Origin of the sequence: Yersinia sp. 1652 StPb PI, assembly GCF_041538345.1 — a bacterium.
GTDB classification, from domain to species: Bacteria; Pseudomonadota; Gammaproteobacteria; order Enterobacterales; family Enterobacteriaceae; genus Yersinia; species Yersinia enterocolitica_E.
This window is the reverse complement of the sequence record NZ_JAULSM010000002.1, coordinates 368624-389870: the sequence shown is the minus strand read 5'-3', so window position 1 is coordinate 389870 and position 21247 is coordinate 368624. Positions and strand designations below refer to the sequence as shown.

Here is a 21247-nt window from a genome sequence, read left to right as displayed (position 1 = left end):
ATACCTAAAGTCATTGGTGTTGCCGCTAACACTGTGGTGACTTCAACGAATATGGGTATAGTTGCCTTGGTCGTTCCCTTGGGCAATTTTTTATGGGCAGGAGTAGGTAATGTCGTCAGAAGAGTTAGAACTGGTCTGGAGTAGCATTAAATCAGAAGCAAGAGCACTGGCTGAGTGTGAACCCATGCTGGCGAGCTTTTTTCACGCGACATTATTGAAGCATGAGAATTTAGGCAGTGCCCTGAGTTATATTCTCGCGAATAAACTGGCTAATCCGATCATGCCTGCTATTGCCATCCGTGAGGTGGTTGAGGATGCTTATCGTGCAGATGCTCAGATGATAGTTTCGGCCGCGCGGGATATTCTGGCGGTGCGGCTGCGTGACCCGGCCGTTGATAAATACTCTACACCACTGTTGTATCTCAAAGGTTTCCACGCTTTACAGGCTTATCGTATCGGTCATTGGTTGTGGGCGCAGGATCGTAAAGCGTTAGCTATTTACCTTCAAAATCAAGTCTCTGTTGCTTTTGGGGTCGATATCCACCCTGCGGCTACCATTGGCTGCGGCATCATGTTGGACCACGCGACCGGTATTGTTATTGGCGAAACGGCAGTAGTTGAGAATGATGTATCGATCCTGCAATCGGTTACTTTAGGGGGGACTGGTAAAACCAGCGGCGATCGTCATCCGAAGATCCGTGAAGGTGTGATGATTGGGGCTGGGGCAAAAATTTTGGGGAATATCGAGGTCGGACGCGGGGCGAAAATTGGTGCCGGGTCCGTTGTATTGCAGGCGGTTCCCGCTCATACCACCGCAGCAGGGGTACCTGCCCGCATCGTTGGTAAACCCGAAAGTGACAAGCCGTCATTGGATATGGACCAGCATTTCAATGGGATTACCCATGGGTTTGAGTACGGCGACGGCATCTGATCCCCTTCGCCCTTGAAGCCGCAGGGGTGTTGGCTACGTTCGCTCACCCGAATCACTTACTTGTCGTTGACCTTAGATAAATAAGCTCATCGGGACTCATTCACTTGTCGCCTACCTGCAACTCCAATGCCTTTGGATAGACACCTTTTTATTGAGTTGCCAGCCGACCACCGACATTTTTTGGTCAAAAAAACTACTCTTTCAGTAACGCACCCGGATAACCTAATTGCCGCCAGGCTTCGTACACCACAACAGATACGGCATTTGACAGGTTCATGCTGCGGCTATCAGCTTGCATCGGAATCCTGATTTTCTGTTGAACAGGTAACGCATCCAAAACACTGGCAGGTAAACCACGGGTTTCAGGGCCAAACAGCAGATAATCATTCACCTGATAATTCACCGCACTGTGGGCTGGTGTCCCTTTGGTGGTTAGTGCAAATAATCGGGCAGGCTGCGCACTGTCGAGATTTTCACAATCTAAAAAGGCCTGATAATCATGGTGATGCTTAATACTGGCAAACTCATGATAATCAAGACCTGCACGGCGTAAGCGTTTGTCATCCCAGGTGAAACCTAAAGGTTTAATCAGATGGAGCTGGCAGCCGGTATTCGCACATAACCGGATGATATTACCGGTATTGGGCGGAATTTCAGGTTCAAATAAAACGATATTAAGCATATGTCCCCCAATAATGAGGGGCGCAGGATATCAGAAACCTCCCCTCTGTGCAGCGGTTGCTAATGTCAGTAGCACGCACAATAATTTAAAAGCAAGCAGCGGAGAGTGTAAGCTGTGGCGGTTTTATATGCTGATTACCACAGTCACTACCAACGGGGTATTTACCATGATCCGGACGAAAGATTCATTCTGGTATGCGATCGTTAATCGGGATAAAACAGCCGATGGCCAGTTCGTTTATGCAGTGAAAACGACCGGTGTTTATTGTCGCCCCTCTTGCCCGTCCCGTCAGGCTAAAGCAGAGAATGTTGAATTCTTTGCCGATAATCATGCTGCTGAACAGGCTGGTTATCGGCCCTGTAAACGATGTCAGCCCACTGAATTACCACTGTCACAGCAGCATGCAGACAAAATCAGTCGGGCATGCCGCTTAATTGAGCAGGCCGAGACGCCACTTAAGCTTGATGAGCTAGCGGCGCAGGTGAATCTCAGTGCTTTTCATTTCCATCGTTTATTTAAAGCCATTACCGGGTTGACCCCTAAGGCATATGCCAGTGCAACGCGCAGTGCGCGTATTCGTGCACAATTAGCGGGGCAAGGCTCGGTAACTGACGCTATCTTTGAAGCCGGTTATAACTCTAATGGCCGATTTTATGAGCAATCGAATCAGTTGTTGGGGATGACACCGACTCGCTACCGCAGTGGTGGGCGTGATGTCAGGTTGCATTTTGCCGTCGGAGAAAGTTCTCTCGGTGCGATTCTGATGGCAAAAAGTGAGCTGGGTATTTGCGCCATCTTGCTGGGCGACTCCCCAGCGCTGTTGGTGCAGCAGCTACAGGATAAGTTTCCACAAGCAGAGTTAATTGGCGGCGATGCTGAGTTTGAGCAATGGTTCGCGCAGGTGGTGGGGTTGGTTGAGGCTCCTCAGCTCGGGCTAGATTTGCCACTGGATATTCAGGGCACCGCTTTTCAGCAGCGGGTGTGGCAGGCACTGCGGGAAATACCGGTAGGTGAGACCGCCAGTTATGCTGATATCGCCGCCAGAATAGGTTCGCCCAAAGCGGTGCGTGCGGTAGCCGGTGCCTGTGCTGCCAATATGCTGGCGATTGCTATTCCTTGTCACCGGGTTATTCGCCAGGATGGTACGTTGTCAGGCTATCGTTGGGGTATTGAGCGCAAAAAGCAGTTGCTGGAAAAAGAGGGGCAGGGAGAAGAGGTCAGCAAACCGTGATAGCAGAGATCTGCCCGATCCCAGATGATCGGGCAGAGGTACGATAGATTAAGACTTAAGTGGATGCAGCGGCAACCACAGTATCAAGCGCAAGCCCCCTAATGGGCTATCTTCAGCCCGTACCCATCCGCGATGCTGATTGACGGCTGTTTCGACAATCGCCAATCCCAAACCCGTGCCACCCGATTCGCGATCCCGCGCTTCATCAGTGCGGTAGAACGGCCGGAATATTTGTTCACGGTCTTCCGGGCTAACACCGGGGCCATCATCATCGACAGTGATAGTAATACCCTGATTATCAGAGCTGAATGCCACCGCAATGTGATGATGAGAGTAACGCAGTGCGTTACGCACGATATTCTCCAGCGCGCTATCAAGTGCTGCGGGATTGCCAAATAGAGTCCATGGCCCGGGAGGTGCGGTGACTTCCAGCGTTTTGCCCATTTGGTCCGCTTCAAACTGGGCATTTTCCAGCACGTCAGACCATAAATCATTCGCTTTAATGGGTTCGCGATGTAGCTCGTTTTTATGTTGGCTACGAGATAACACCAGTAAGTCATTGATCATGCTATCCAGTCGCTGTGCTTCCATTTCGATACGTTCCAGCTCTTTCCCCTCACCATGGCGGCGTCGCATCAACGCGGTCGCCAGTTGCAGGCGGGTAAGTGGTGTGCGCAACTCATGGGAGATATCAGAAATCAGCCGTTGTTGGGCCACAACCATTCTATCGAGTGCACTGATCATCTGATTAAAACTGGCACCGGTGGCCAAAAACTCTTGTGGGCCGGACTCCAGCTCAGGGTGCTGTTTCAGATTACCCCGCGCCACATCATCGGCGGCATTCTTCAACTTACGAGCCGGTTTTGCCAGACTCCAAGCCAACCATAACAGCAGTGGCGCACTGATAAGCATGGTGACAATCAATAGCAGCAGCGGGCGGTCAAACATCAAATTGATAAAATCAGATTGCGGGCTACTGGCCGGGCGCAGCAGATAGAGCTGATAGTTATCTTCACCATCACGGATAGAGAAGGGGCCGACCATCTCGACACGGCCATATTTCTTCTTTTTCGGCTGATCTGAGTTATCCGACTGGCCGATAAAATTACGGACAATTTGCATTTCGTGACGTTGAGCGCCAATGACACGGCCCTCAGTGGTGACTAACACGAGATGTTGGCCCGGTGGTGCCCATTTTTCGATGGCGCGATAAAGCCTGCGCCACCACATCAGGTCATTGGCGGGGTCACTGGCCAGTTCAGCTTCGATATGTTGCTCGAGCATTGTTCCCTGGCGCTGTTCACTGTCGAGCAAGGCAGTCAGTTGACGCGAGTCGAGCTTTGGCACCATCAATACCAGCATTAGTACCAGTGCTAAGGTGAACCAGAAAATCGCAAAAATTCGCGTCGTTAAACTGTTAATCATGTTTCAGAGACCATCAGATACCCGCGCCCGCGCAGGGTTTTAAACCAAGGTAGCCCGTCTTTACGATCCGGCAACTTACGGCGTAGGTTTGAAATATGCATATCAATAGCACGGTCAAAAGGTGTTAACCGTTTCCCCAGCACTTCCTGGCTGAGATGCTCCCGCGAGACTACCTGACCGAGATGCTGAGCCAGCAGGTAGAGCAAGGTAAATTCAGTCCCGGTCAATTCCAGCGATTGGCCTTCAAAGGTAGCCTCTTGACGGCCTGGGTTCAATTGCAGGCAATCAACGTCCAGTGTTGGCGCACCTTGATCGACATTCTGCTGTTGTTCGCTCCAGTTCGAGCGGCGCAAAATGGCACGGATACGCGCTACAAGCTCACGATCATTAAACGGTTTTGCCAGATAATCATCAGCGCCCAGCTCAAGGCCAAGCACTCGATCCAATTCACTGCCACGAGCAGTCAGCATAATGACAGGGGTCTGGTGATGTTGACGTAATTCTTTCAAAGTTTCGATACCGTTTTTACGCGGCATCATAATATCTAGCAATAACAAGTCGATAGAGTTATCCAGCAGGTTTAACGCCTGTTCGCCATCATAGGCAACAACAACATTAAAGCCTTCCATTTCCAGTAATTCTTTCAACAGCGACGTCAATTCACGATCATCATCAACTAATAGGATTTTATGCATGGTTATTTCTCCTCTTGACGCAAAATACGTTAACAATTGCCGGTATTCCATGACTTTACTTAGCTTTACATGCACTGACCCCAGTTTTACATGCGCTGACGCTTGTTTGCAGCAGGAGCGATAGACTGCTTCACATTGAATCGCATAGCAGCAAATCGCTTAGCAGACAGAACCCAGGAGTTAATAATGCGCAAAGTAACTAAAGTAACAACGTTAATCATGGCGTCAATGTTAGTTCTAGGCTCTCAAGCCGCCTTCGCCGCCGATAAGGCCGGGGCCACTGATAGCTGGTGCCACGGTGATAGTGCGATGATGAACAAGAAAGATGGTCGCGGTCACCATAACATGTTTGACGGCGTCAATCTGACAGAACAACAGCGTCAGCAAATGCGTGACCTGATGCGCCAGTCTCGCCAAGGCCAGCCACGCCTTGATATGGCGGACCGAGACGCAATGCACCAGCTGGTTACCGCCGATAAATTCGATGAAGCAGCGGTAAGAGCGCAGGCTGAGAAAATGTCCAAGGACCAGATTGAACGTCAGGTCGAAATGGCCAAAGTTCGTAACCAAATGTTTAACTTGCTCACTCCAGAGCAAAAAGCTGTCTTGAACCAAAAGCACCAGCAGCGCATTGAGAAAATGCAGCAGGCGCCAGCAGCACAACCCTCTTCTGCCCAGAAGTAAGTAGTACCCTGTAATACCCTGTTTTCCTTGCCATAGACACCATCCCTGTCTTTCGCCCTCCATGATGGAGGGCTTTTTTTATGCCATTTCCGTATACTCATAATTCTAAAATATCATTTAGGATAAGTTATGGATCCGCAATATGCGCGTTTGGTTAAAGCTGCCGCGCTCAGTGCGACAGGGCTGGCATCAACCTTACTGATTATTAAAATTTTTGCCTGGTGGCATACCGGTTCGGTAAGTTTGTTGGCGGCGTTGGTTGACTCTCTGGTGGATCTGGCCGCTTCTCTGACAAACCTTTTTGTGGTGCGTTACTCTCTGCAACCCGCCGATGAAGAGCACACTTTTGGTCATGGCAAGGCTGAGTCACTGGCCGCACTGGCACAAAGCATGTTTATTTCCGGCTCGGCGTTATTCCTGTTCCTGACGGGTTTTCAGCATTTGGCGTCACCGCAACCAGTGCAAGATCCAGGTATAGGTATCTGGGTCACCTTAATTGCATTATTCAGTACATTGATATTAGTCACTTTTCAGCGTTGGGTGATACGAAAAACTCACAGCCAGGCCATTCGCGCCGACATGTTGCACTATCAATCTGACGTCATGATGAATGGTGCTATTCTTATTGCATTGGTATTAAGTTGGTATGGTTTTCACTGGGCTGATGCGTTGTTTGCATTGGGTATTGGTGTTTATATTCTCTATAGTGCGTTACGTATGGGATATGAAGCGGTTCAAGCCTTGCTGGACAGGGCATTGCCTGATGACGAGCGCCAGCAGATTATTGATATTGTGATGTCATGGCCGGGCGTGATTGGTGCTCATGACCTGCGTACCCGCCAATCGGGGCCAACACGCTTTATTCAACTTCATCTTGAAATGGAAGATATGATGCCATTGATGGAAGCACATATCTTAGCTGAGGAAGTTGAACGCGCACTGTTGCACCGATTCCCCGGTGCCGATGTACTTATCCATCAAGATCCCTGCTCTGTGGTGCCGAAAGAGCGCCATGCGCATTGGGAGTTATAATTTCTTCATTAACGACAGGTAAACTGTGGTTACATTATGGTTCAGTGTTGAAGAAAATACCGCCAGATGGCATGACTTGAATCAATTCAGCTTGGTGTTTTTGCTATAATATCCGATATTAATCTCATAAAGCTGGTTTTCTGTACGGGTCTCTTGTGCAAGACAAAATTAGCAAATAAAGAATTTTAAAAATCGCATCTACAAGTTTAGAGGTAGTCATGGTCAAAAAAATCGGTGTACTAACAAGCGGCGGTGACGCGCCAGGTATGAACGCGGCCATTCGTGGGGTGGTTCGTGCCGCTTTGTCAGCAGGATTAGAAGTTTACGGTATTGAAGATGGCTACCTGGGCTTGTATGAAAATCGCATGAGAAAACTGGACCGCTATAGTGTGTCCGATATGATTAACCGTGGTGGTACCTTCCTGGGTTCTGCGCGTTTTCCTGAGTTCCGCCAGCCAGAAAAACGTAAAGTGGCCCTGAAGAACATGCAAGACCGTGGTATCGATGGCCTGGTGGTTATCGGTGGTGACGGTTCTTATGCCGGTGCAGACTTGCTGACCAAAGAGGGTGGTATCCACTGTGTAGGTTTACCGGGCACCATCGATAACGATGTGGCCGGTACTGACTATACCATCGGTTTCTTCACCGCACTGGGGACCGTGGTTGAAGCGATTGACCGTCTGCGTGATACCTCCTCTTCACACCAACGTATCTCTATCGTTGAAGTGATGGGTCGTTATTGTGGTGACCTGACTTTGGCGGCTGCCATTGCCGGTGGTTGTGAGTTTATTGCTATTCCTGAAGTTGAATTTAAACGTGATGATTTGGTTGATGAAATCAAAGCTGGCATCGCGAAAGGTAAAAAGCACGCTATCGTTGCTATTACTGAAAAACTGGATGATATCGACGAACTGGCTAAATATATCGAGAAAGAAACCGGCCGTGAAACCCGTGGCACCGTATTAGGCCACATTCAGCGCGGTGGTGCACCAGTAGCCTATGACCGCATTCTGGCTTCCCGTATGGGTGCTTATGCCGTCGACTTGTTGTTGGAAGAGCACGACTATACGCAAGGTGGTTTCTGCGTTGGTGTACAAAACGAGAAAATGGTGCATGAACTTATCTCTGTTTGTATCGCGCCAGAGAACAAGAAAAGTAAATTTAAAGAAGATTGGTACGACACAGCTAAAAAACTGTTCTAAAACAGTCTATTATCCAATATAAAAGCCTCCGCATGCCGGGGGCTTTTTGCATTTATGCCTGCTATTTCTCAGACCACCGGTGTGTCGATTACTTGATATTTATTGGTCGTGCTGCCTGTATATTTCGTATTGATATAATCAAAACTTTTTTATTCTTTAATTGCGCGGGAAGTTTCTGGCACGCTCAGTATCAGGTCAACCAATTTAGTTGATTACAATTTATACCCGTCATACTTCAAGCTGCGTGTGTGTTGGCTACACTCAATAACCCTAATCACTTACTTATGTAAGCTCATCGGGATTATCTCCCTTGCCGCCTTCCTGCAACTTGAATTATTTAGGGTATAGGTTAATAACTATTTAATTAATAACAATATTTATGGGAGCGGGTCAATGCGTAAATGGGGTGTAGGTCTGTCATTACTGCTGCTGGCATCAGGTGCCATGGCAAAAGATATCCAACTACTGAATGTGTCATATGATCCGACACGTGAATTCTATCAGGAATATAACCAGGCATTCAGTAAGCATTGGCAACAGCAAACCGGTGATAAGGTGACGGTGCGTCAATCACATGGCGGTTCCGGTAAGCAGGCGACCTCGGTTATTAATGGTATTGAAGCTGATGTGGTGACATTAGCACTGGCATATGATGTCGATGCTATTGCTGAGCGTGGTCGTATTGATAAAAACTGGATTAAGCGCCTGCCTGATAACTCTGCGCCGTATACCTCAACTATCGTGTTCCTGGTGCGTAAAGGGAACCCGAAACAGATTCATGACTGGTCAGATTTAGTGAAACCAGGAGTTTCGGTCATTACACCTAATCCGAAAACCTCGGGTGGTGCGCGTTGGAACTATCTGGCGGCATGGGGTTATGCGTTAGAACACAACAATAATGATCAGGCTAAAGCGCAGGAATTCGTTAAAACGCTGTATAAGAATGTGGAAGTGTTGGACTCAGGCGCGCGTGGTGCCACGAATACCTTTGTTGAGCGCGGTATTGGCGATGTGCTGATTGCCTGGGAGAACGAAGCTCTGCTGGCGGTGAATGAAGTAGGTAAAGACAAGTTTGATATCATCACGCCAAGTGTCTCTATTTTGGCTGAACCGACGGTATCTGTAGTGGATAAAGTGGTTGATAAGCGTGGTACCCGGGAAGTGGCGGATGCTTACTTAACATACCTCTATTCGCCAGAAGGCCAGACTATTGCTGCCAAGAATTACTATCGGCCACGGGATCCGGCAGTGGCGGCTAAATTCGCCAACGAGTTCCCGAAATTGAAGTTGTTTACTATCGATGAAGTGTTCGGTGGCTGGACGAAAGCACAGCAGACACATTTCGCCACTGGTGGCATATTTGACGAAATAAGTAAGCGATAACCGTTTTATCTAACCGGACGTCCGTAAGTTAGTTTTGCGGGCGTTTTGTTATATTGGCTGTATTAATTCCGTATTTGTTTTCATAAATGTTTCCTTTTTTACAGATAAAAACGCTCCGATTCGCCAACTGGTACTGAATGCGTTATTTAGTCAGATAAGCTAATAAGGCTGGGTAATTTATAGGGGCATATATGATTACTAATACGATTTCTACTGTGGGTTCACAAAATACTCAATATTCGGCTTCAAGCTCAGAACCAAGCTTAACAAGAGGGAGTGGCGCTTTATCATTACGAGTGGACAATGAGTCAGCTGATGATTCATTCGAAGTTATACAACAACAACCAGTCATACAAGACAATAACTATACCTGTATATCCCCCAAAGTAATAGAAAACAGGAAAGATCCCGAAGGGATAAAGCCTGAGAACTTTTCCCGCTTTGGCACCATAAAAGAGTACTTAGAAAACTATTTATTAAACAAAGTCAATTGCGACGGTAAACCACCACTATTGTTACGGCCTTTGGCGGCTTTGCTTGCGTTATTGGGTATCCATGGTTTTGGTCAAACTAATTGTGCCTCTTGTGCAACAGCCTTTGCTGAGACATTCGAGAAGAATAATGTATATCTTGCAATGCCAGAATTGAGAGGAGCGGATGTAAAGGGAAAAATGGGGCTACCAACTGAAAGTTGCTGTTCTGTTACTGAACTGATTTCTGAGTTACGAAAATCTCAGCCTGATGATGCATTAAACGGCATCCTTGTTATCTATCGACCAGCCTTATGGCGCTTCTTACCAGGGGCGACACAAGGCCATGTCTGTAATGTGATTAAATTTAAAGACAGTAAACTGATTCATTTTTTTGATACGCAGAAAAAGACTTATGTTGAATGTGATCTTGATAATATTGCAGGAAAATGCGCGGAGATAAGCAAATTTCTCGGCTCGATAGGTGATGGTGGAATTGAACTGTATAAAACAGCACTTCACGAAGATATTAATAAAAAAGCCGGAACATTATCTGCCCCAGCTTAATCAGTAGCTTAAAACCTAAATCAGGCTTTTTTAGCTTTCGCTGCTGCTTTCACGATAACCGCAAAAGCATCTGCTTTCAGTGATGCGCCGCCAACCAGTGCGCCATCGATATCAGGCTGGGTGAACAGCTCTGCTGCGTTTTTGTCGTTAACAGAACCGCCGTACTGAATGATAACTTGTGCTGCAACCGCGGCATCTTGTTTCGCGATATGGTCACGGATGAATTTATGAACTGCCTGAGCCTGTGCCGGAGTGGCTGATTTGCCAGTACCGATTGCCCAAATTGGTTCATAAGCAATGACTGCGCCTTCGAACGCTTTTACGCCCAAAGTAGTCAGCACCGCATCCAGTTGTTTGGCGCAGACTGCTTCAGTTTGGCCCGCTTCGTTTTCTGCTTCGGATTCACCGATACACAAAACAGGGATCAGACCGGCTTCTTTCAGAACGCCAAATTTCTTGGCGATGAATTCATCACTTTCTTTGTGATAAGTACGGCGCTCAGAGTGACCGATGATGATGTACTGTGCACCGATATCTTTCAGCATGTCAGCAGAGGTTTCACCGGTAAATGCGCCAGACAGGTTCACATCAACATTCTGTGCACCCAGAGCGATGCGGCTACCTGCCAACTCGTGCTTAGCTTGATTCAGATAGATAGTCGGTGGGGCAATAGCAACACCACAACCGTCAACGGTGCTTAGTTCTGTACGCAGGCCAGCGATAAGCTCTTTGACCATGTTAGTGCTACCGTTCAGCTTCCAGTTACCCATAACTAATGGATGACGCATGTTTCTTCCTCCAACAAGGGGACGCGAGGGTCAATAATAATGACTGCCCGACAGGCAGTTTACCTGTCCAACAGTATAGAGATGATTAGTGGCAATGGCTTTGCTTTTCGTCATTAATTGCGGCAAGACTATGCTTCAGATAGTGACAGCTTAATCGGTTCAACAGCGAAAGTTAGCCCTTTTTCGCCGTTATCCGCTACCACATAGCGAATTGCGCCAACGGGATGGGCATAGAAAGGCGAACCTTTACCTTGTGTCAGCAGTTGCTGCACATTATCGAGACTTTGCTGGAGCGTGAGTGTGGGCTCAAACTGGCGCATCAGGGCTGCCATATAATTGACAGCCACTAGTCGGGCCGCTTTCTCTTCACTCCCTTTTATCGGCAAATAGGTAATTTGTAAGGTCTTAATCTTACCGGTACCTTTCTCCAGTGCGGTCGAAGCATAGAGATTCTCATTAATCTTACTGGCAGCCCGAGTCAGTGGGGGCAGATCATCTTTTACTGTAATCGCATGAAACTCACTGAGAGGCAGTGTTGGGTTCGTGCGGTTATAGCTTTCACGGAATTTGACCAGTGTTAAATCAAAAGTCGGCGCGCCAGAAAGTAGATAAGGCGCGGTCGGCTGAGCCTCTTCCGTTGGCTGACCGCTGTCGTCTGCGGGGTCGGCATGAGCGCGGCTAACTGTTGCTATTAGCAGCAGTATTGCCAGTATCGCGACTCTCTCTTTTCTCATGACTTATGCCGTCGTTAGAAGTGTGTGTAGGGGATTAAAGCGGTAATTGAGGGTGATTGTCAAAATTCACTGCAAAGATTATAGGTTAGTTGCGGCATTGGGGTACTCTATTGAGTATATATCAACTGTAAATTATATCAGGTAAATGGATCGGTTCATTGATGACAATACAGCAGTGGTGTTTCTCGTTTAAAGGCCGTATCGGGCGGCGGGACTTTTGGATCTGGATTGGTTTGTGGCTGTTGGCAATGCTGGTTGTTTTTACGCTGGCAGGTAAGGATTGGTTACCTATTCAGACTGCGGCTTTTGCGATTGTTTTTTTGCTGTGGCCAACGGCGGCAGTGGTGGTTAAACGGCTTCATGACCGTAATAAAGCCGGTTGGTGGGCATTTTTGGTGGTACTGGCCTGGATGCTGATGGCCGGTAATTGGCAGATGTTGGCACCTATCTGGCAGTGGGGGGTAGGGCGTTTCATCCCTACGCTTATTATCGTCATGATGTTTATTGATTGTGGTGCTTTTGTCGGTACCGAGGGGAATAACCGTTTTGGCCCTGAAGCGGTGCCCGTGAAATATTTGGCGGAGAAGGCGCAATAACACCTGCACCTTGCTATCTAAGCTGAACCAAGGGCAACATGCCAACCCTTGGTTCACTTTTTATTACCAATATTGCTCGCTGGTCATATGCCCCGGTTTACGGCGCAAATGTTTTCGCATCTCGCGCTGCTCTTTCAGCAACTGCTGAGTATCTCGCACCATCTGCGGGTTACCGCATAGCATTACATGGCTGTCATGCGCGTCAATTTTCAGGCCGACAGCCGCTTCCAGTGAGCCATTCTCAATCAATGCCGGAACTCTGCCTGTCAATGAACCGTGGGACTCCTCACGGCTCACCACTGTTTGGATACGTAACTTGCCGTTGTAGCGCTGTTCAAGTTGTTGCATCAGTGGCAGGTAGCTGAGGTCACGGGCGAAACGTGCCGCATGGACCAACACCAGATTTTGGAAGCGTTCTAAATCACGCCCTTCCTGTAAAATTGACAGATAGGGGCCAATCGCGGTGCCGGTGGCTAGCATCCACAAGGTATCGCAATCGGGGATCTCTTCTAGCACAAAGAAGCCCGCCGCTTGCTTGGTGACCATCACTTCACCGCCTACGGGCAACTGGTCCAGCCGTGGGCTGAGTTTGCCTTCCGGTACTGTGACCAGATAAAACTCCAGATTTTCGTCGCTCGGTGCATTGACATACGAATAAGCCCGTTGCACTCGCTCACCATTAATATCTAACGCCAGCTTGGCAAATTGACCGGCAGTAAAGGGGTCAATTGGCGCATTGACCCGAATACTAAACAGAGAATCTGTCCAGCGTTCGATGTGAGTAATCTTGCCACTAACCCATTCAGCCATAATTCTTTTCCCGTCATATGCTTATCTGAAGTGATGCCTAAAGCGATGGCGATATTTTATGGTATCTAGCTGAAAAGTATTATCGATTAAATGTTATGTCCTGTTTTATCTACTGGGGAATACCGGTCTCTGCCTAGATGGACAGTTTACTTTACGCCCATGGTGTTTTTATCTGCCAGTTGGCTGTTTAGCAATATGTCGTGCTGGCTCGCTAAAATTCCTAGATTTGTTAGCTTATGCGCCAATAGTGAGGTGTGTCACTTTTTCAATATCAATGTGGCACGTAGTCCGGCTAATAGACTAGTTAAGACAATGAGAAAAATAGAAAATTTCCACCTGCTGGTTATGTTGATCCTCCTGGTTGCCGTTGGTCAGATGGCGCAAACCATTTATGTGCCGGTTATCTCGGATATCGCCCGTGATTTATCGGTTCGCACCGGAGTGGTGCAGCGCGTGATGGCAGCGTATCTATTGACCTATGGTTTTTCACAATTGATTTATGGCCCGCTATCAGACCGGGTTGGTCGCCGGCCAGTGATTCTGGTCGGTATGATGATATTCATGTTGGGCGCGCTTGGGGCTTGGCTGGCGGATAGCCTGACCATGTTGGTTGCTGCCAGCGCTTTGCAGGGGATGGGGACGGGAGTTGCAGGTGTGATGGCACGCACTATGCCACGGGATTTATATGCCGGTACGGCGCTACGTTACGCCAACAGCATGTTAAATATGGGTATTTTAGTCAGCCCTTTAATGGCACCGGTTATCGGCGGAGTACTGGCCAGTCTATTTGGCTGGCGCGCTTGCTATGCGTTCTTGCTATTTCTGTGTGGTGGTGTGGCGTTTTGTATGTTCCGCTGGTTGCCGGAGACTCGGCCACAGCAAACTGAAAAGCGGCGAATGTTGGCCAGCTTCCGCCTGTTACTCTCTGACCGGGCCTTTAGCTGCTATTTAATCATGTTGATTGGAGCGTTGGCCGGGATTGCCGTATTTGAAGCCAGTGCCGGCGTGTTGATGGGGGGTGTGCTGGGGCTGAGCGGTATGATGGTCAGTATTCTGTTTATTCTGCCGATCCCCGCCGCATTTTTCGGTGCATGGTATGCCGGGCGCGAGGGTAAAACCTTTCACAGCCTGATGTGGCATTCGGTTATCAGTTGCCTGCTGGCCGGGTTGATGATGTGGATCCCTGGTTGGTTCGGCATCATGAATATCTGGACGCTGGTGATACCGGCAGCGTTGTTCTTCTTTGGTGCCGGAATGCTGTTCCCACTGGCAACTACCGGTGCCATGGAGCCGTTTCCATACCTGGCCGGTGCGGCAGGGGCATTAGTGGGGGGATTGCAGAATATGGGATCAGGATTGGCTACCTGGTTGTCAGCTATGCTGCCACAAACCGGGCAATTTAGTTTGGGGCTACTGATGTTTGCCATGGCAATTCTGATTTTGCTGTGCTGGTGGCCGTTATCTCATCGGATGCAACCACAAGAGCATCATGCTTAAGTCGGCAGATAAAAACGGGTACTGATTTAATGCGGTACCCGTTTTATTTTTTGCTCAAAGAGGACGAAAAAGATTCACGGGGCGGTTTACAGCAAGAACTCGTGTAAGGCTGAGTCTTTGCGATCAAGGAAATGGGTCGAACGGATACGGCGGATAGTGCGGGATTTACCCCGGATCAGCAGTGTCTCAGTGGTCGCCATGTTGCCTTTACGATAAATCCCTTCCAGCAAGTCGCCTTTGGTAATACCGGTTGCAGAGAAAATCACATTGTCATTACGGGCCATATCCCCCAATAACAGCACCTTACCTGCTTCAATACCCATGGATTTGCAACGTATCAATTCTTGTTCACCCATACGGCGGTTATCTTCGTTATCGCCCTTAACTTGATGGCGTGGCAACAAGCGGCCTTGCATATCGCCATCCAGTGCACGGATCACCGCAGCAGAAATGACACCTTCAGGCGCACCACCGATGCAGTACATCACATCGACTTCGCTTTCTGGCATGCAGGTCAAAATGGACGCTGCCACGTCGCCATCTGGAATGGCAAACACTTTCACCCCAAGTTGCTGCATTTCAGCGATGATACCGTCATGGCGTGGTTTAGCCAGCGTGATAACAGTTAAATCACTCAAGGGTTTATTGAGCTTGATGGCGATATTGCGCAGGTTTTGTTCCAGCGGTAGGTTAAGGTCGATAGCCCCTTTGGCTCCCGGTCCAACCACCAGCTTTTCCATGTACATATCCGGGGCATGTAAAAATGTCCCTTTATCTCCCACTGCCAGCACTGCCAGCGCATTTGCCTGGCCCATGGCTGTCATACGGGTGCCTTCAATCGGGTCAACCGCAATATCAACAGCATCACCTTGACCGGTCCCCACGTTTTCACCGATAAACAGCATCGGTGCTTCATCGATTTCACCTTCACCGATAACAATCTGCCCATCAATATTGACTTGATTGAGCATAATACGCATGGCCCGTACGGCAGCGCCGTCGGCGGCATTCTTATCGCCCCGGCCCAGCCACTTATAGCCTGCCAGCGCGGCAGCTTCGGTGACACGGGAAAACTCGATGGCTAGTTCACGTTTCATGGTTAGACCTGTATCCCCGTCATACTTCAAGCTGCAAGTGTGTTGGCTACGCTCGTTACTCGGCCCGTCCATGGGCCTCGCAAGGCGAGGCCGCTGCAAGCAGATTTGTCATCCCAGTCACCTACTTAATGTAAGCTCTTGGGGCTTTTCTCGCTTGCTGCCTTTCTGCAACTCGAATTATTTAGGGTAATAGAAGAAGGATGTAAGCAGGAATTCTACCATCTTTGCGAAGTAAAGCCGTAGGGGTGTCTTTTGGCGGGATGAGATTTTTCACAATAAAAAGGCACCATCAGGGATGATGGCGCCTTTGGTTTACAAAAAACAGTGTAAAACAAGCGGGCCGTTACTCTTCGTGTTCTTCCCATGCCTGGGCACGTGCCACGGCTTTCTTCCAGCCACGGTAGCGAACATCACGTTCAGTGGTTTCAATCCCTGGGCGGAATTCGCGTTCAATCGTTGCCTTGCTTTTCACTTCATCCAGATCACTCCAGAAGCCAGTCGCAAGACCTGCGAGGAACGCAGCACCGAGAGCGGTACTTTCACGAACCGCTGGGCGCTCAACGCGGGTACCCAGAATATCGGCCTGGAACTGCATCAGGAAGTTATTCGCCACCGCACCACCGTCCACACGCAGTGATTTCAGACGTTCGCCGGCATCTGCCTGCATCGCATCCAGTACATCACGCGTCTGGTAAGCAATCGATTCAAGGGTTGCACGGATAATGTGGTTACTGTTAACCCCACGTGTTAGGCCGAAAATCGCACCTCGGGCATACGGGTCCCAATAAGGGGCGCCGAGGCCGGTGAACGCTGGCACTACGTATACGCCGTTGCTGTCTTTCACTTTAGTGGCGAAATATTCGGAGTCGGTAGCATCACTGATCAGTTTTAGCTCATCACGCAGCCACTGGATAGATGCGCCGCCAATAAATACCGCGCCTTCCAGTGCATAGTTAACTTCACCTCGTGGGCCGCAGGCAATAGTAGTCAGCAGGCCATGAGTAGACTGAACGGCTTCTGTACCGGTATTCATCAACAGGAAACAGCCGGTTCCGTAGGTATTTTTGGCCATACCGGGTTGTACACAAAGTTGACCGAACAAGGCCGCTTGCTGGTCACCCGCGATCCCTGCGATTGGAATACGGGTCCCGCCTTTACCACCAATGTTGGTCTGGCCGTAAACTTCTGAGGATGGACGGACTTCAGGCAGCATAGCGCGCGGAATATTCAGCGCTTTCAGCATACGGTCATCCCACTCTTTGGTACGGATATTAAACATCATGGTACGTGATGCGTTTGTGTAATCCGTAACGTGTACGCGGCCTTGGGTCATGTTCCATACCAGCCAGGTATCCACCGTACCAAACAGTAACTCACCGCGTTCAGCGCGCTCACGGGCACCCTCGACGTTATCAAGGATCCATTTCACTTTGGTGCCGGAGAAGTAAGGGTCGACCACCAGGCCGGTGTTGTAACGGATGTACTCTTCCAGCCCTTCTTTTTTCAGTTTTTCGCAGATATCAGCAGTACGACGGCATTGCCAAACAATGGCGTTATACACTGGTTTCCCAGTTACTTTATCCCAAACAATGGTTGTTTCACGTTGGTTGGTAATACCGATACCGGCGATTTCGTCAGAACTGATACCGGCTTTTGCCAGTACTTCAACCAGTGTTGAGCTTTGCGTCGCCCAGATTTCCATCGGGTCATGTTCAACCCAACCGGCTTTCGGGTAAATTTGAGTGAATTCGCGCTGAGAAACACTCACGATATTGGCATCATGATCCAGCACCACGGCTCTGGAGCTGGTGGTTCCCTGATCAAGCGCAACAATGTATTTCTTTTGAGTAGTATTTTCAGTTGTCATAGTTAGCCTACTTTTAAGTTGCCGTAAATCTATTGGGTAGTATCTATTATTTATGCTTTACGTTCTGTGGTCGTTACCGTGGTTTCTTCATCATCAACCACGCAGACATCGCACGGTAAATGGCGGCCAATCAGGGCGCGATAACCGAAAGCACCAAGTAATGCACCGACGATAGGCCCGAAAATAGGGACCAGGAAGTAAGGAATATCACGCCCGCCAGTGAAGGCAATTTCGCCCCAACCTGCCAGATAAGCAAATACCTTTGGACCAAAGTCACGTGCTGGATTCAATGCAAACCCAGTCAATGGACCCATAGATGCACCGATAACGGCAATCAAGATACCAATCAGTAGAGGAGCCAGTGGGCCGCGTGGAATACCGTTACCATCATCGGTCAGTGCCAGAATCAGACACATCAGAATGGCAGTAATCACTGTTTCAACCAGGAAGGCCTGGAACACAGAAATATGAGGATTTGGATAAGTTGAGAAGATTCCGGCCAGATTCAGGCTCTCGGCACTACCGCGAACCACTTGGTGCGTTTGTTCGAAATCGACAAATAGGTTGTAATAGAGGCCGTACACTAACGCGGCAGCGCAAAATGCGCCGGCAACCTGCGCCACAATGTAAGGGAGAACTTTACGGCGATCGAAACAAGCGAATAACCACAATGCAATGGTTACGGCCGGATTAAGATGTGCACCTGAGATTGCTGCTGTCAAATAGATGGCCATGGCAACACCCAGGCCCCAAATGATACTGATTTCCCACTGCCCAAAACTGGCTCCAGCCAACTTCAATGCAGCAACGCAGCCTACACCAAAAAAGATCAGCAGACCGGTACCGAGAAACTCCGCAATACACTGGCCCTTCAACGTCGAACTAGCGGTTTGGCTCATAGTAGATGTCCTACAGACAGAGATTTATAGGGTATTTCTTATTTTTGCCCTTCGAACCGCGAAGGGAGTGATGTAAATTTATCGTTAACGAGCACAAACGAGAAATAGCGAAATCAAAATGTGTGTGGTGTGTCATAAAAATGAGCGATTTCGCGTTATTCACGGCTGTTAAGGGACTTTGAAAGTGTGATCAGACCAGTGGTTTCGCTATCAGTTGTTAAAGGCATGTATAACTTTACAGGATGGGTCATAGCGGTTTTTCGGTTTTTGCTGATAGTTACTGACACGAAATTGCTACAGAGTGTGGTTTGTACCGGTATGGCGCTAGACAGGGGGGGGCTGGCTACATACAATCGGTTTATCAAGAGCATCGTTTTTATCAAGCTGCGTTGCCTCTGCAAAGGAACGCGTTAGAACATAGCGCTTGTTACACCTAGTTCGATGGATATATAGCGCGATAAGTATTCACAGCAGTTTCATCTGCCGAGGGTCAGCTCAGTAGATACGGTGACTTAGTTAATACGGCGACGTCGGCTAAGAATGATGACTGCGACCAAAAGATGTACGCCTTGCTACCATAAGGGGACCGAAGAATGTCATTTGAAGTATTTGAGAAATTGGAAGTTAAAGTTCAGCAGGCGATTGATACCATCACTTTGCTACAGATGGAAATTGAAGAGCTGAAAGAGAAGAATAACACCCTGTCCCAAGAAGTTCAGGATGCTGCTGGTGGCCGTGAAGCCTTAGTGCGCGAAAATGAGCAACTAAAACAAGAGCAGCATGTTTGGCAGGATCGTCTGCGGGCACTGTTGGGAAAGATGGAAGAAGTCTAAGTGCCGGCTGGCTTAATGCAATTGTAATCGGTTGTTGAAGGCAGCTTGTCACGTAGCTACTGCAAATACGAAGTAGCAAAAAGGGCGATATCAATATCGCCCTTTCTTATGAAAATCAGAGGGATATTATTCAATATCCAGTGGCTCTTCTGACAAGATGATCCCAGTGTTATCTGCGTACAAGTGGTCACCAGAGAAGAACGTTACACCGCCAAAGTTCACACGGATGTCGCTCTCACCAATGCCTTCATCTGCCGCACCTACCGGAATTGCAGCCATTGCCTGAATACCGATATCTAACTCCGCCAGATCGTCTACCTGACGCACGGCACCGTAAACCACAATGCCTTCCCACTCGTTTTTCAATGCCAATTCAGCTAACTCAGCATCGATTAATGCACGGCGCACCGAGCCACCGCCGTCAACGACCAGAACTCGGCCCAGACCATTTTCTTCAAGCAGGTCGAACAATAAGCCGTTATCTTCGAAACATTTTACAGTAGTAATCTTGCCACCAAATGAAGTGCGCCCCCCAAAATTGGAGAACAGTGGTTCTACCACATTTACCTCTTCATGATAGGTATCACAGAGTTCGGAAGTATCATATTTCATAGGATTAACGTCTGGTTGCGGCTGGGAGATTAAGTATATCCCTTTCTGGCTACTGTTGGCAAAATCATCAATTGTTAAATTTATCCGGGCTGGCCTTTATGGGGTGTGGCCCGGAGAAGGTTTGAAGAACAAACCGCTGGGATTAACTGAATACCAGACCGACAGCAAACAGAACGTTGGTCAGTAATGCGGCTTTAACCATATGCTCAAGCATTGGGCGCATACCAGCAGCAGTAGGCTCACGCAGTACAAACAGCGCATGTTTGACCAGTAACGGAACGGCTAGAATAAAGATCCAACCGGCCCAGCTATGCAAATTCTGAAGCGTGAATATTGCCAGGCACAAAATTGCTGCCGCGATTAATATGGCATGATAATAACGTGCGACCACCGGCCCCAAACGCACTGCCAACGTGTTTTTACCATTAGCTGCGTCGTTTTCAATATCGCGCAAATTATTAATATTCAAAACCGCAGTTGCCAGTAAACCGCAGGCCGTAGCGGGTAACATCACGATAGTGTCAAAGTGCCCAGCCTGGAGATAGTAAGTCCCCGCGACACTCAGCCAGCCGAAGAAGACCAGTACTGAAATATCACCCAGCCCCATATAACCATAGGGTTTGCTACCGACGGTATAGGTAATAGCTGCCACAATTGCCATTAACCCAAGCAATAAAAAGCCTAAAACATCGCTGGGTTTTTCACAGGCCACAGCAATGAGTGCGATACCGGAAATAATCGTCAGAATAACGGTAACAATCAGCGCCACTTTCATCTGCTGGCGGGTAATCATCCCTTTTTGCATCCCGCGCAATGGCCCGATACGCTCTTCAGTATCACTGCCCTTGATGGCATCACCGTAATCATTAGCCAGATTAGATAGAATTTGCAGCAGGCCAGCAGTTAATAAGGCGAGGAGTGCTACGGCAGGTTTAAAACTATCGAGCCAGACAGCAAGGGCTGAACCGGTAACGATTGAGGCAAAGGCCAGTGGCAGGGTTCGTGGTCGCAGGCTTTCCAGCCAAGCCTGGGTCTGGCTGGTGTTGGTTGATAGGCTCATGTTTCGCTTCATTTTATTATATTAGGAGTCTGGTCCGCCCATATCGGCGTGTTAAAAACATTATGTCTGTCAAAAAACAACAGTGGGAGGCGATGCCTCCCACTCGATATTGTCCTGGCGGACTATTTTATCCAGCATAAAGATATAAAGCG

21 protein-coding genes are annotated in these 21247 nt (G+C 48.6%); 10 read left to right on the top strand and 11 right to left on the bottom strand.

The window, feature by feature from the left end; translation table 11 throughout:
- Positions 1–109 precede the first annotated feature (109 nt).
- Positions 110–931 (top strand): serine O-acetyltransferase, encoded by an 822-nt coding sequence (gene cysE / locus Q2T71_RS18390; RefSeq protein ID WP_005190588.1) that lies wholly within the window; start codon positions 110–112, stop codon positions 929–931.
- A 193-nt stretch (positions 932–1124) separates the two neighbouring features.
- Here the strand turns inward: cysE and trmL are convergent, their stop codons facing one another.
- Entirely contained in the window at positions 1125–1613 is a 489-nt protein-coding gene (trmL, locus tag Q2T71_RS18385; protein ID WP_372560133.1) for a tRNA (uridine(34)/cytosine(34)/5-carboxymethylaminomethyluridine(34)-2'-O)-methyltransferase TrmL, read from the bottom strand.
- 127 nt (positions 1614–1740) lie between these two features.
- Here trmL and ada point away from each other — a divergent pair, with 127 nt between their 5' ends.
- Positions 1741–2844: a bifunctional DNA-binding transcriptional regulator/O6-methylguanine-DNA methyltransferase Ada gene (gene ada, locus Q2T71_RS18380; RefSeq protein ID WP_372560132.1), complete on the top strand. Its 1104-nt coding sequence runs from the start codon at positions 1741–1743 to the stop codon at positions 2842–2844.
- Between the two features lie 48 nt (positions 2845–2892).
- Here ada and cpxA read toward each other — a convergent pair whose 3' ends face one another.
- Positions 2893–4269, bottom strand: coding sequence for an envelope stress sensor histidine kinase CpxA (gene cpxA, locus Q2T71_RS18375; RefSeq protein WP_372560131.1), 1377 nt, complete (start codon positions 4267–4269; stop codon positions 2893–2895).
- Entirely contained in the window at positions 4266–4964 is a 699-nt protein-coding gene (cpxR, locus tag Q2T71_RS18370) for an envelope stress response regulator transcription factor CpxR (protein ID WP_005190576.1), read from the bottom strand. Before cpxR ends, cpxA begins: the two co-directional genes overlap by 4 nt.
- A gap of 186 nt (positions 4965–5150) precedes the next feature.
- Between cpxR and cpxP the strand changes: the two genes are divergently transcribed.
- The 5 genes from cpxP to Q2T71_RS18345 all read left to right on the top strand — a co-directional run bounded on the left by cpxP (position 5151) and on the right by Q2T71_RS18345 (position 10302).
- A complete protein-coding gene (cpxP, locus tag Q2T71_RS18365) occupies positions 5151–5648 on the top strand; it encodes a cell-envelope stress modulator CpxP (protein ID WP_372560130.1) in 498 nt (165 codons plus the stop codon).
- 129 nt (positions 5649–5777) lie between these two features.
- The gene (fieF, locus tag Q2T71_RS18360; RefSeq protein WP_372560129.1) at positions 5778–6680 is read left to right on the top strand and encodes a CDF family cation-efflux transporter FieF; all 903 of its coding nucleotides are present in this window, start codon (positions 5778–5780) and stop codon (positions 6678–6680) included.
- A 218-nt stretch (positions 6681–6898) separates the two neighbouring features.
- Positions 6899–7882 carry a 6-phosphofructokinase gene (pfkA, locus tag Q2T71_RS18355; protein WP_372560128.1) on the top strand — a complete coding sequence of 328 codons (984 nt, stop codon included), beginning with the start codon at positions 6899–6901 and terminating at the stop codon, positions 7880–7882.
- Positions 7883–8275: 393 nt separating this feature from the next.
- On the top strand, positions 8276–9265 hold the full coding sequence (locus Q2T71_RS18350; protein WP_372560127.1) for a sulfate ABC transporter substrate-binding protein: 990 nt from the start codon (positions 8276–8278) through the stop codon (positions 9263–9265).
- A gap of 191 nt (positions 9266–9456) precedes the next feature.
- Positions 9457–10302: a hypothetical protein gene (locus Q2T71_RS18345; RefSeq protein WP_372560126.1), complete on the top strand. Its 846-nt coding sequence runs from the start codon at positions 9457–9459 to the stop codon at positions 10300–10302.
- 20 nt (positions 10303–10322) lie between these two features.
- Here the strand turns inward: Q2T71_RS18345 and tpiA are convergent, their stop codons facing one another.
- Positions 10323–11090, bottom strand: coding sequence for a triose-phosphate isomerase (gene tpiA, locus Q2T71_RS18340; RefSeq protein WP_372560125.1), 768 nt, complete (start codon positions 11088–11090; stop codon positions 10323–10325).
- Positions 11091–11218: 128 nt separating this feature from the next.
- Positions 11219–11824 carry a DUF1454 family protein gene (locus Q2T71_RS18335; RefSeq protein WP_102970506.1) on the bottom strand — a complete coding sequence of 202 codons (606 nt, stop codon included), beginning with the start codon at positions 11822–11824 and terminating at the stop codon, positions 11219–11221.
- Positions 11825–11985: 161 nt separating this feature from the next.
- Here Q2T71_RS18335 and Q2T71_RS18330 point away from each other — a divergent pair, with 161 nt between their 5' ends.
- The gene (locus Q2T71_RS18330) at positions 11986–12420 is read left to right on the top strand and encodes a DUF805 domain-containing protein (RefSeq protein WP_372560124.1); all 435 of its coding nucleotides are present in this window, start codon (positions 11986–11988) and stop codon (positions 12418–12420) included.
- A gap of 63 nt (positions 12421–12483) precedes the next feature.
- Here Q2T71_RS18330 and fpr read toward each other — a convergent pair whose 3' ends face one another.
- Positions 12484–13230, bottom strand: coding sequence for a ferredoxin--NADP(+) reductase (fpr, locus tag Q2T71_RS18325; RefSeq protein ID WP_372560123.1), 747 nt, complete (start codon positions 13228–13230; stop codon positions 12484–12486).
- A 312-nt stretch (positions 13231–13542) separates the two neighbouring features.
- Between fpr and emrD the strand changes: the two genes are divergently transcribed.
- Complete coding sequence (emrD, locus tag Q2T71_RS18320) at positions 13543–14727, top strand: multidrug efflux MFS transporter EmrD (RefSeq protein WP_372560122.1); 1185 nt, start codon at positions 13543–13545, stop codon at positions 14725–14727.
- A gap of 86 nt (positions 14728–14813) precedes the next feature.
- On the opposite strand, the gene glpX is transcribed toward emrD, so the two are convergent.
- The 3 genes from glpX to Q2T71_RS18305 all read right to left on the bottom strand — a co-directional run bounded on the left by glpX (position 14814) and on the right by Q2T71_RS18305 (position 18590).
- Positions 14814–15824 carry a class II fructose-bisphosphatase gene (gene glpX, locus Q2T71_RS18315; RefSeq protein ID WP_083161768.1) on the bottom strand — a complete coding sequence of 337 codons (1011 nt, stop codon included), beginning with the start codon at positions 15822–15824 and terminating at the stop codon, positions 14814–14816.
- A gap of 343 nt (positions 15825–16167) precedes the next feature.
- Complete coding sequence (gene glpK / locus Q2T71_RS18310) at positions 16168–17691, bottom strand: glycerol kinase GlpK (protein WP_083161770.1); 1524 nt, start codon at positions 17689–17691, stop codon at positions 16168–16170.
- A gap of 50 nt (positions 17692–17741) precedes the next feature.
- On the bottom strand, positions 17742–18590 hold the full coding sequence (locus Q2T71_RS18305; protein WP_083161772.1) for an MIP/aquaporin family protein: 849 nt from the start codon (positions 18588–18590) through the stop codon (positions 17742–17744).
- Between the two features lie 593 nt (positions 18591–19183).
- On the opposite strand from Q2T71_RS18305, the gene zapB reads away from it, so the two are divergent.
- A complete protein-coding gene (zapB, locus tag Q2T71_RS18300; RefSeq protein ID WP_004704796.1) occupies positions 19184–19423 on the top strand; it encodes a septal ring assembly protein ZapB in 240 nt (79 codons plus the stop codon).
- A 126-nt stretch (positions 19424–19549) separates the two neighbouring features.
- Here the strand turns inward: zapB and rraA are convergent, their stop codons facing one another.
- Positions 19550–20035: a ribonuclease E activity regulator RraA gene (gene rraA, locus Q2T71_RS18295; RefSeq protein WP_083161774.1), complete on the bottom strand. Its 486-nt coding sequence runs from the start codon at positions 20033–20035 to the stop codon at positions 19550–19552.
- A gap of 142 nt (positions 20036–20177) precedes the next feature.
- Positions 20178–21095: a 1,4-dihydroxy-2-naphthoate polyprenyltransferase gene (locus tag Q2T71_RS18290; protein ID WP_083161776.1), complete on the bottom strand. Its 918-nt coding sequence runs from the start codon at positions 21093–21095 to the stop codon at positions 20178–20180.
- Between the last annotated feature and the right edge of the window lie 152 nt (positions 21096–21247).

Coding starts and splice junctions, on each gene's coding strand:
- cysE (WP_005190588.1), top strand. CDS start 110: ATGTCGTCAGAAGAGTTAGAACTGGTCTGGAGTAGCATTAAATCAGAA.
- trmL (WP_372560133.1), bottom strand. CDS start 1,613: ATGCTTAATATCGTTTTATTTGAACCTGAAATTCCGCCCAATACCGGT.
- ada (WP_372560132.1), top strand. CDS start 1,741: ATGCTGATTACCACAGTCACTACCAACGGGGTATTTACCATGATCCGG.
- cpxA (WP_372560131.1), bottom strand. CDS start 4,269: ATGATTAACAGTTTAACGACGCGAATTTTTGCGATTTTCTGGTTCACC.
- cpxR (WP_005190576.1), bottom strand. CDS start 4,964: ATGCATAAAATCCTATTAGTTGATGATGATCGTGAATTGACGTCGCTG.
- cpxP (WP_372560130.1), top strand. CDS start 5,151: ATGCGCAAAGTAACTAAAGTAACAACGTTAATCATGGCGTCAATGTTA.
- fieF (WP_372560129.1), top strand. CDS start 5,778: ATGGATCCGCAATATGCGCGTTTGGTTAAAGCTGCCGCGCTCAGTGCG.
- pfkA (WP_372560128.1), top strand. CDS start 6,899: ATGGTCAAAAAAATCGGTGTACTAACAAGCGGCGGTGACGCGCCAGGT.
- Q2T71_RS18350 (WP_372560127.1), top strand. CDS start 8,276: ATGCGTAAATGGGGTGTAGGTCTGTCATTACTGCTGCTGGCATCAGGT.
- Q2T71_RS18345 (WP_372560126.1), top strand. CDS start 9,457: ATGATTACTAATACGATTTCTACTGTGGGTTCACAAAATACTCAATAT.
- tpiA (WP_372560125.1), bottom strand. CDS start 11,090: ATGCGTCATCCATTAGTTATGGGTAACTGGAAGCTGAACGGTAGCACT.
- Q2T71_RS18335 (WP_102970506.1), bottom strand. CDS start 11,824: ATGAGAAAAGAGAGAGTCGCGATACTGGCAATACTGCTGCTAATAGCA.
- Q2T71_RS18330 (WP_372560124.1), top strand. CDS start 11,986: ATGACAATACAGCAGTGGTGTTTCTCGTTTAAAGGCCGTATCGGGCGG.
- fpr (WP_372560123.1), bottom strand. CDS start 13,230: ATGGCTGAATGGGTTAGTGGCAAGATTACTCACATCGAACGCTGGACA.
- emrD (WP_372560122.1), top strand. CDS start 13,543: ATGAGAAAAATAGAAAATTTCCACCTGCTGGTTATGTTGATCCTCCTG.
- glpX (WP_083161768.1), bottom strand. CDS start 15,824: ATGAAACGTGAACTAGCCATCGAGTTTTCCCGTGTCACCGAAGCTGCC.
- glpK (WP_083161770.1), bottom strand. CDS start 17,691: ATGACAACTGAAAATACTACTCAAAAGAAATACATTGTTGCGCTTGAT.
- Q2T71_RS18305 (WP_083161772.1), bottom strand. CDS start 18,590: ATGAGCCAAACCGCTAGTTCGACGTTGAAGGGCCAGTGTATTGCGGAG.
- zapB (WP_004704796.1), top strand. CDS start 19,184: ATGTCATTTGAAGTATTTGAGAAATTGGAAGTTAAAGTTCAGCAGGCG.
- rraA (WP_083161774.1), bottom strand. CDS start 20,035: ATGAAATATGATACTTCCGAACTCTGTGATACCTATCATGAAGAGGTA.
- Q2T71_RS18290 (WP_083161776.1), bottom strand. CDS start 21,095: ATGAGCCTATCAACCAACACCAGCCAGACCCAGGCTTGGCTGGAAAGC.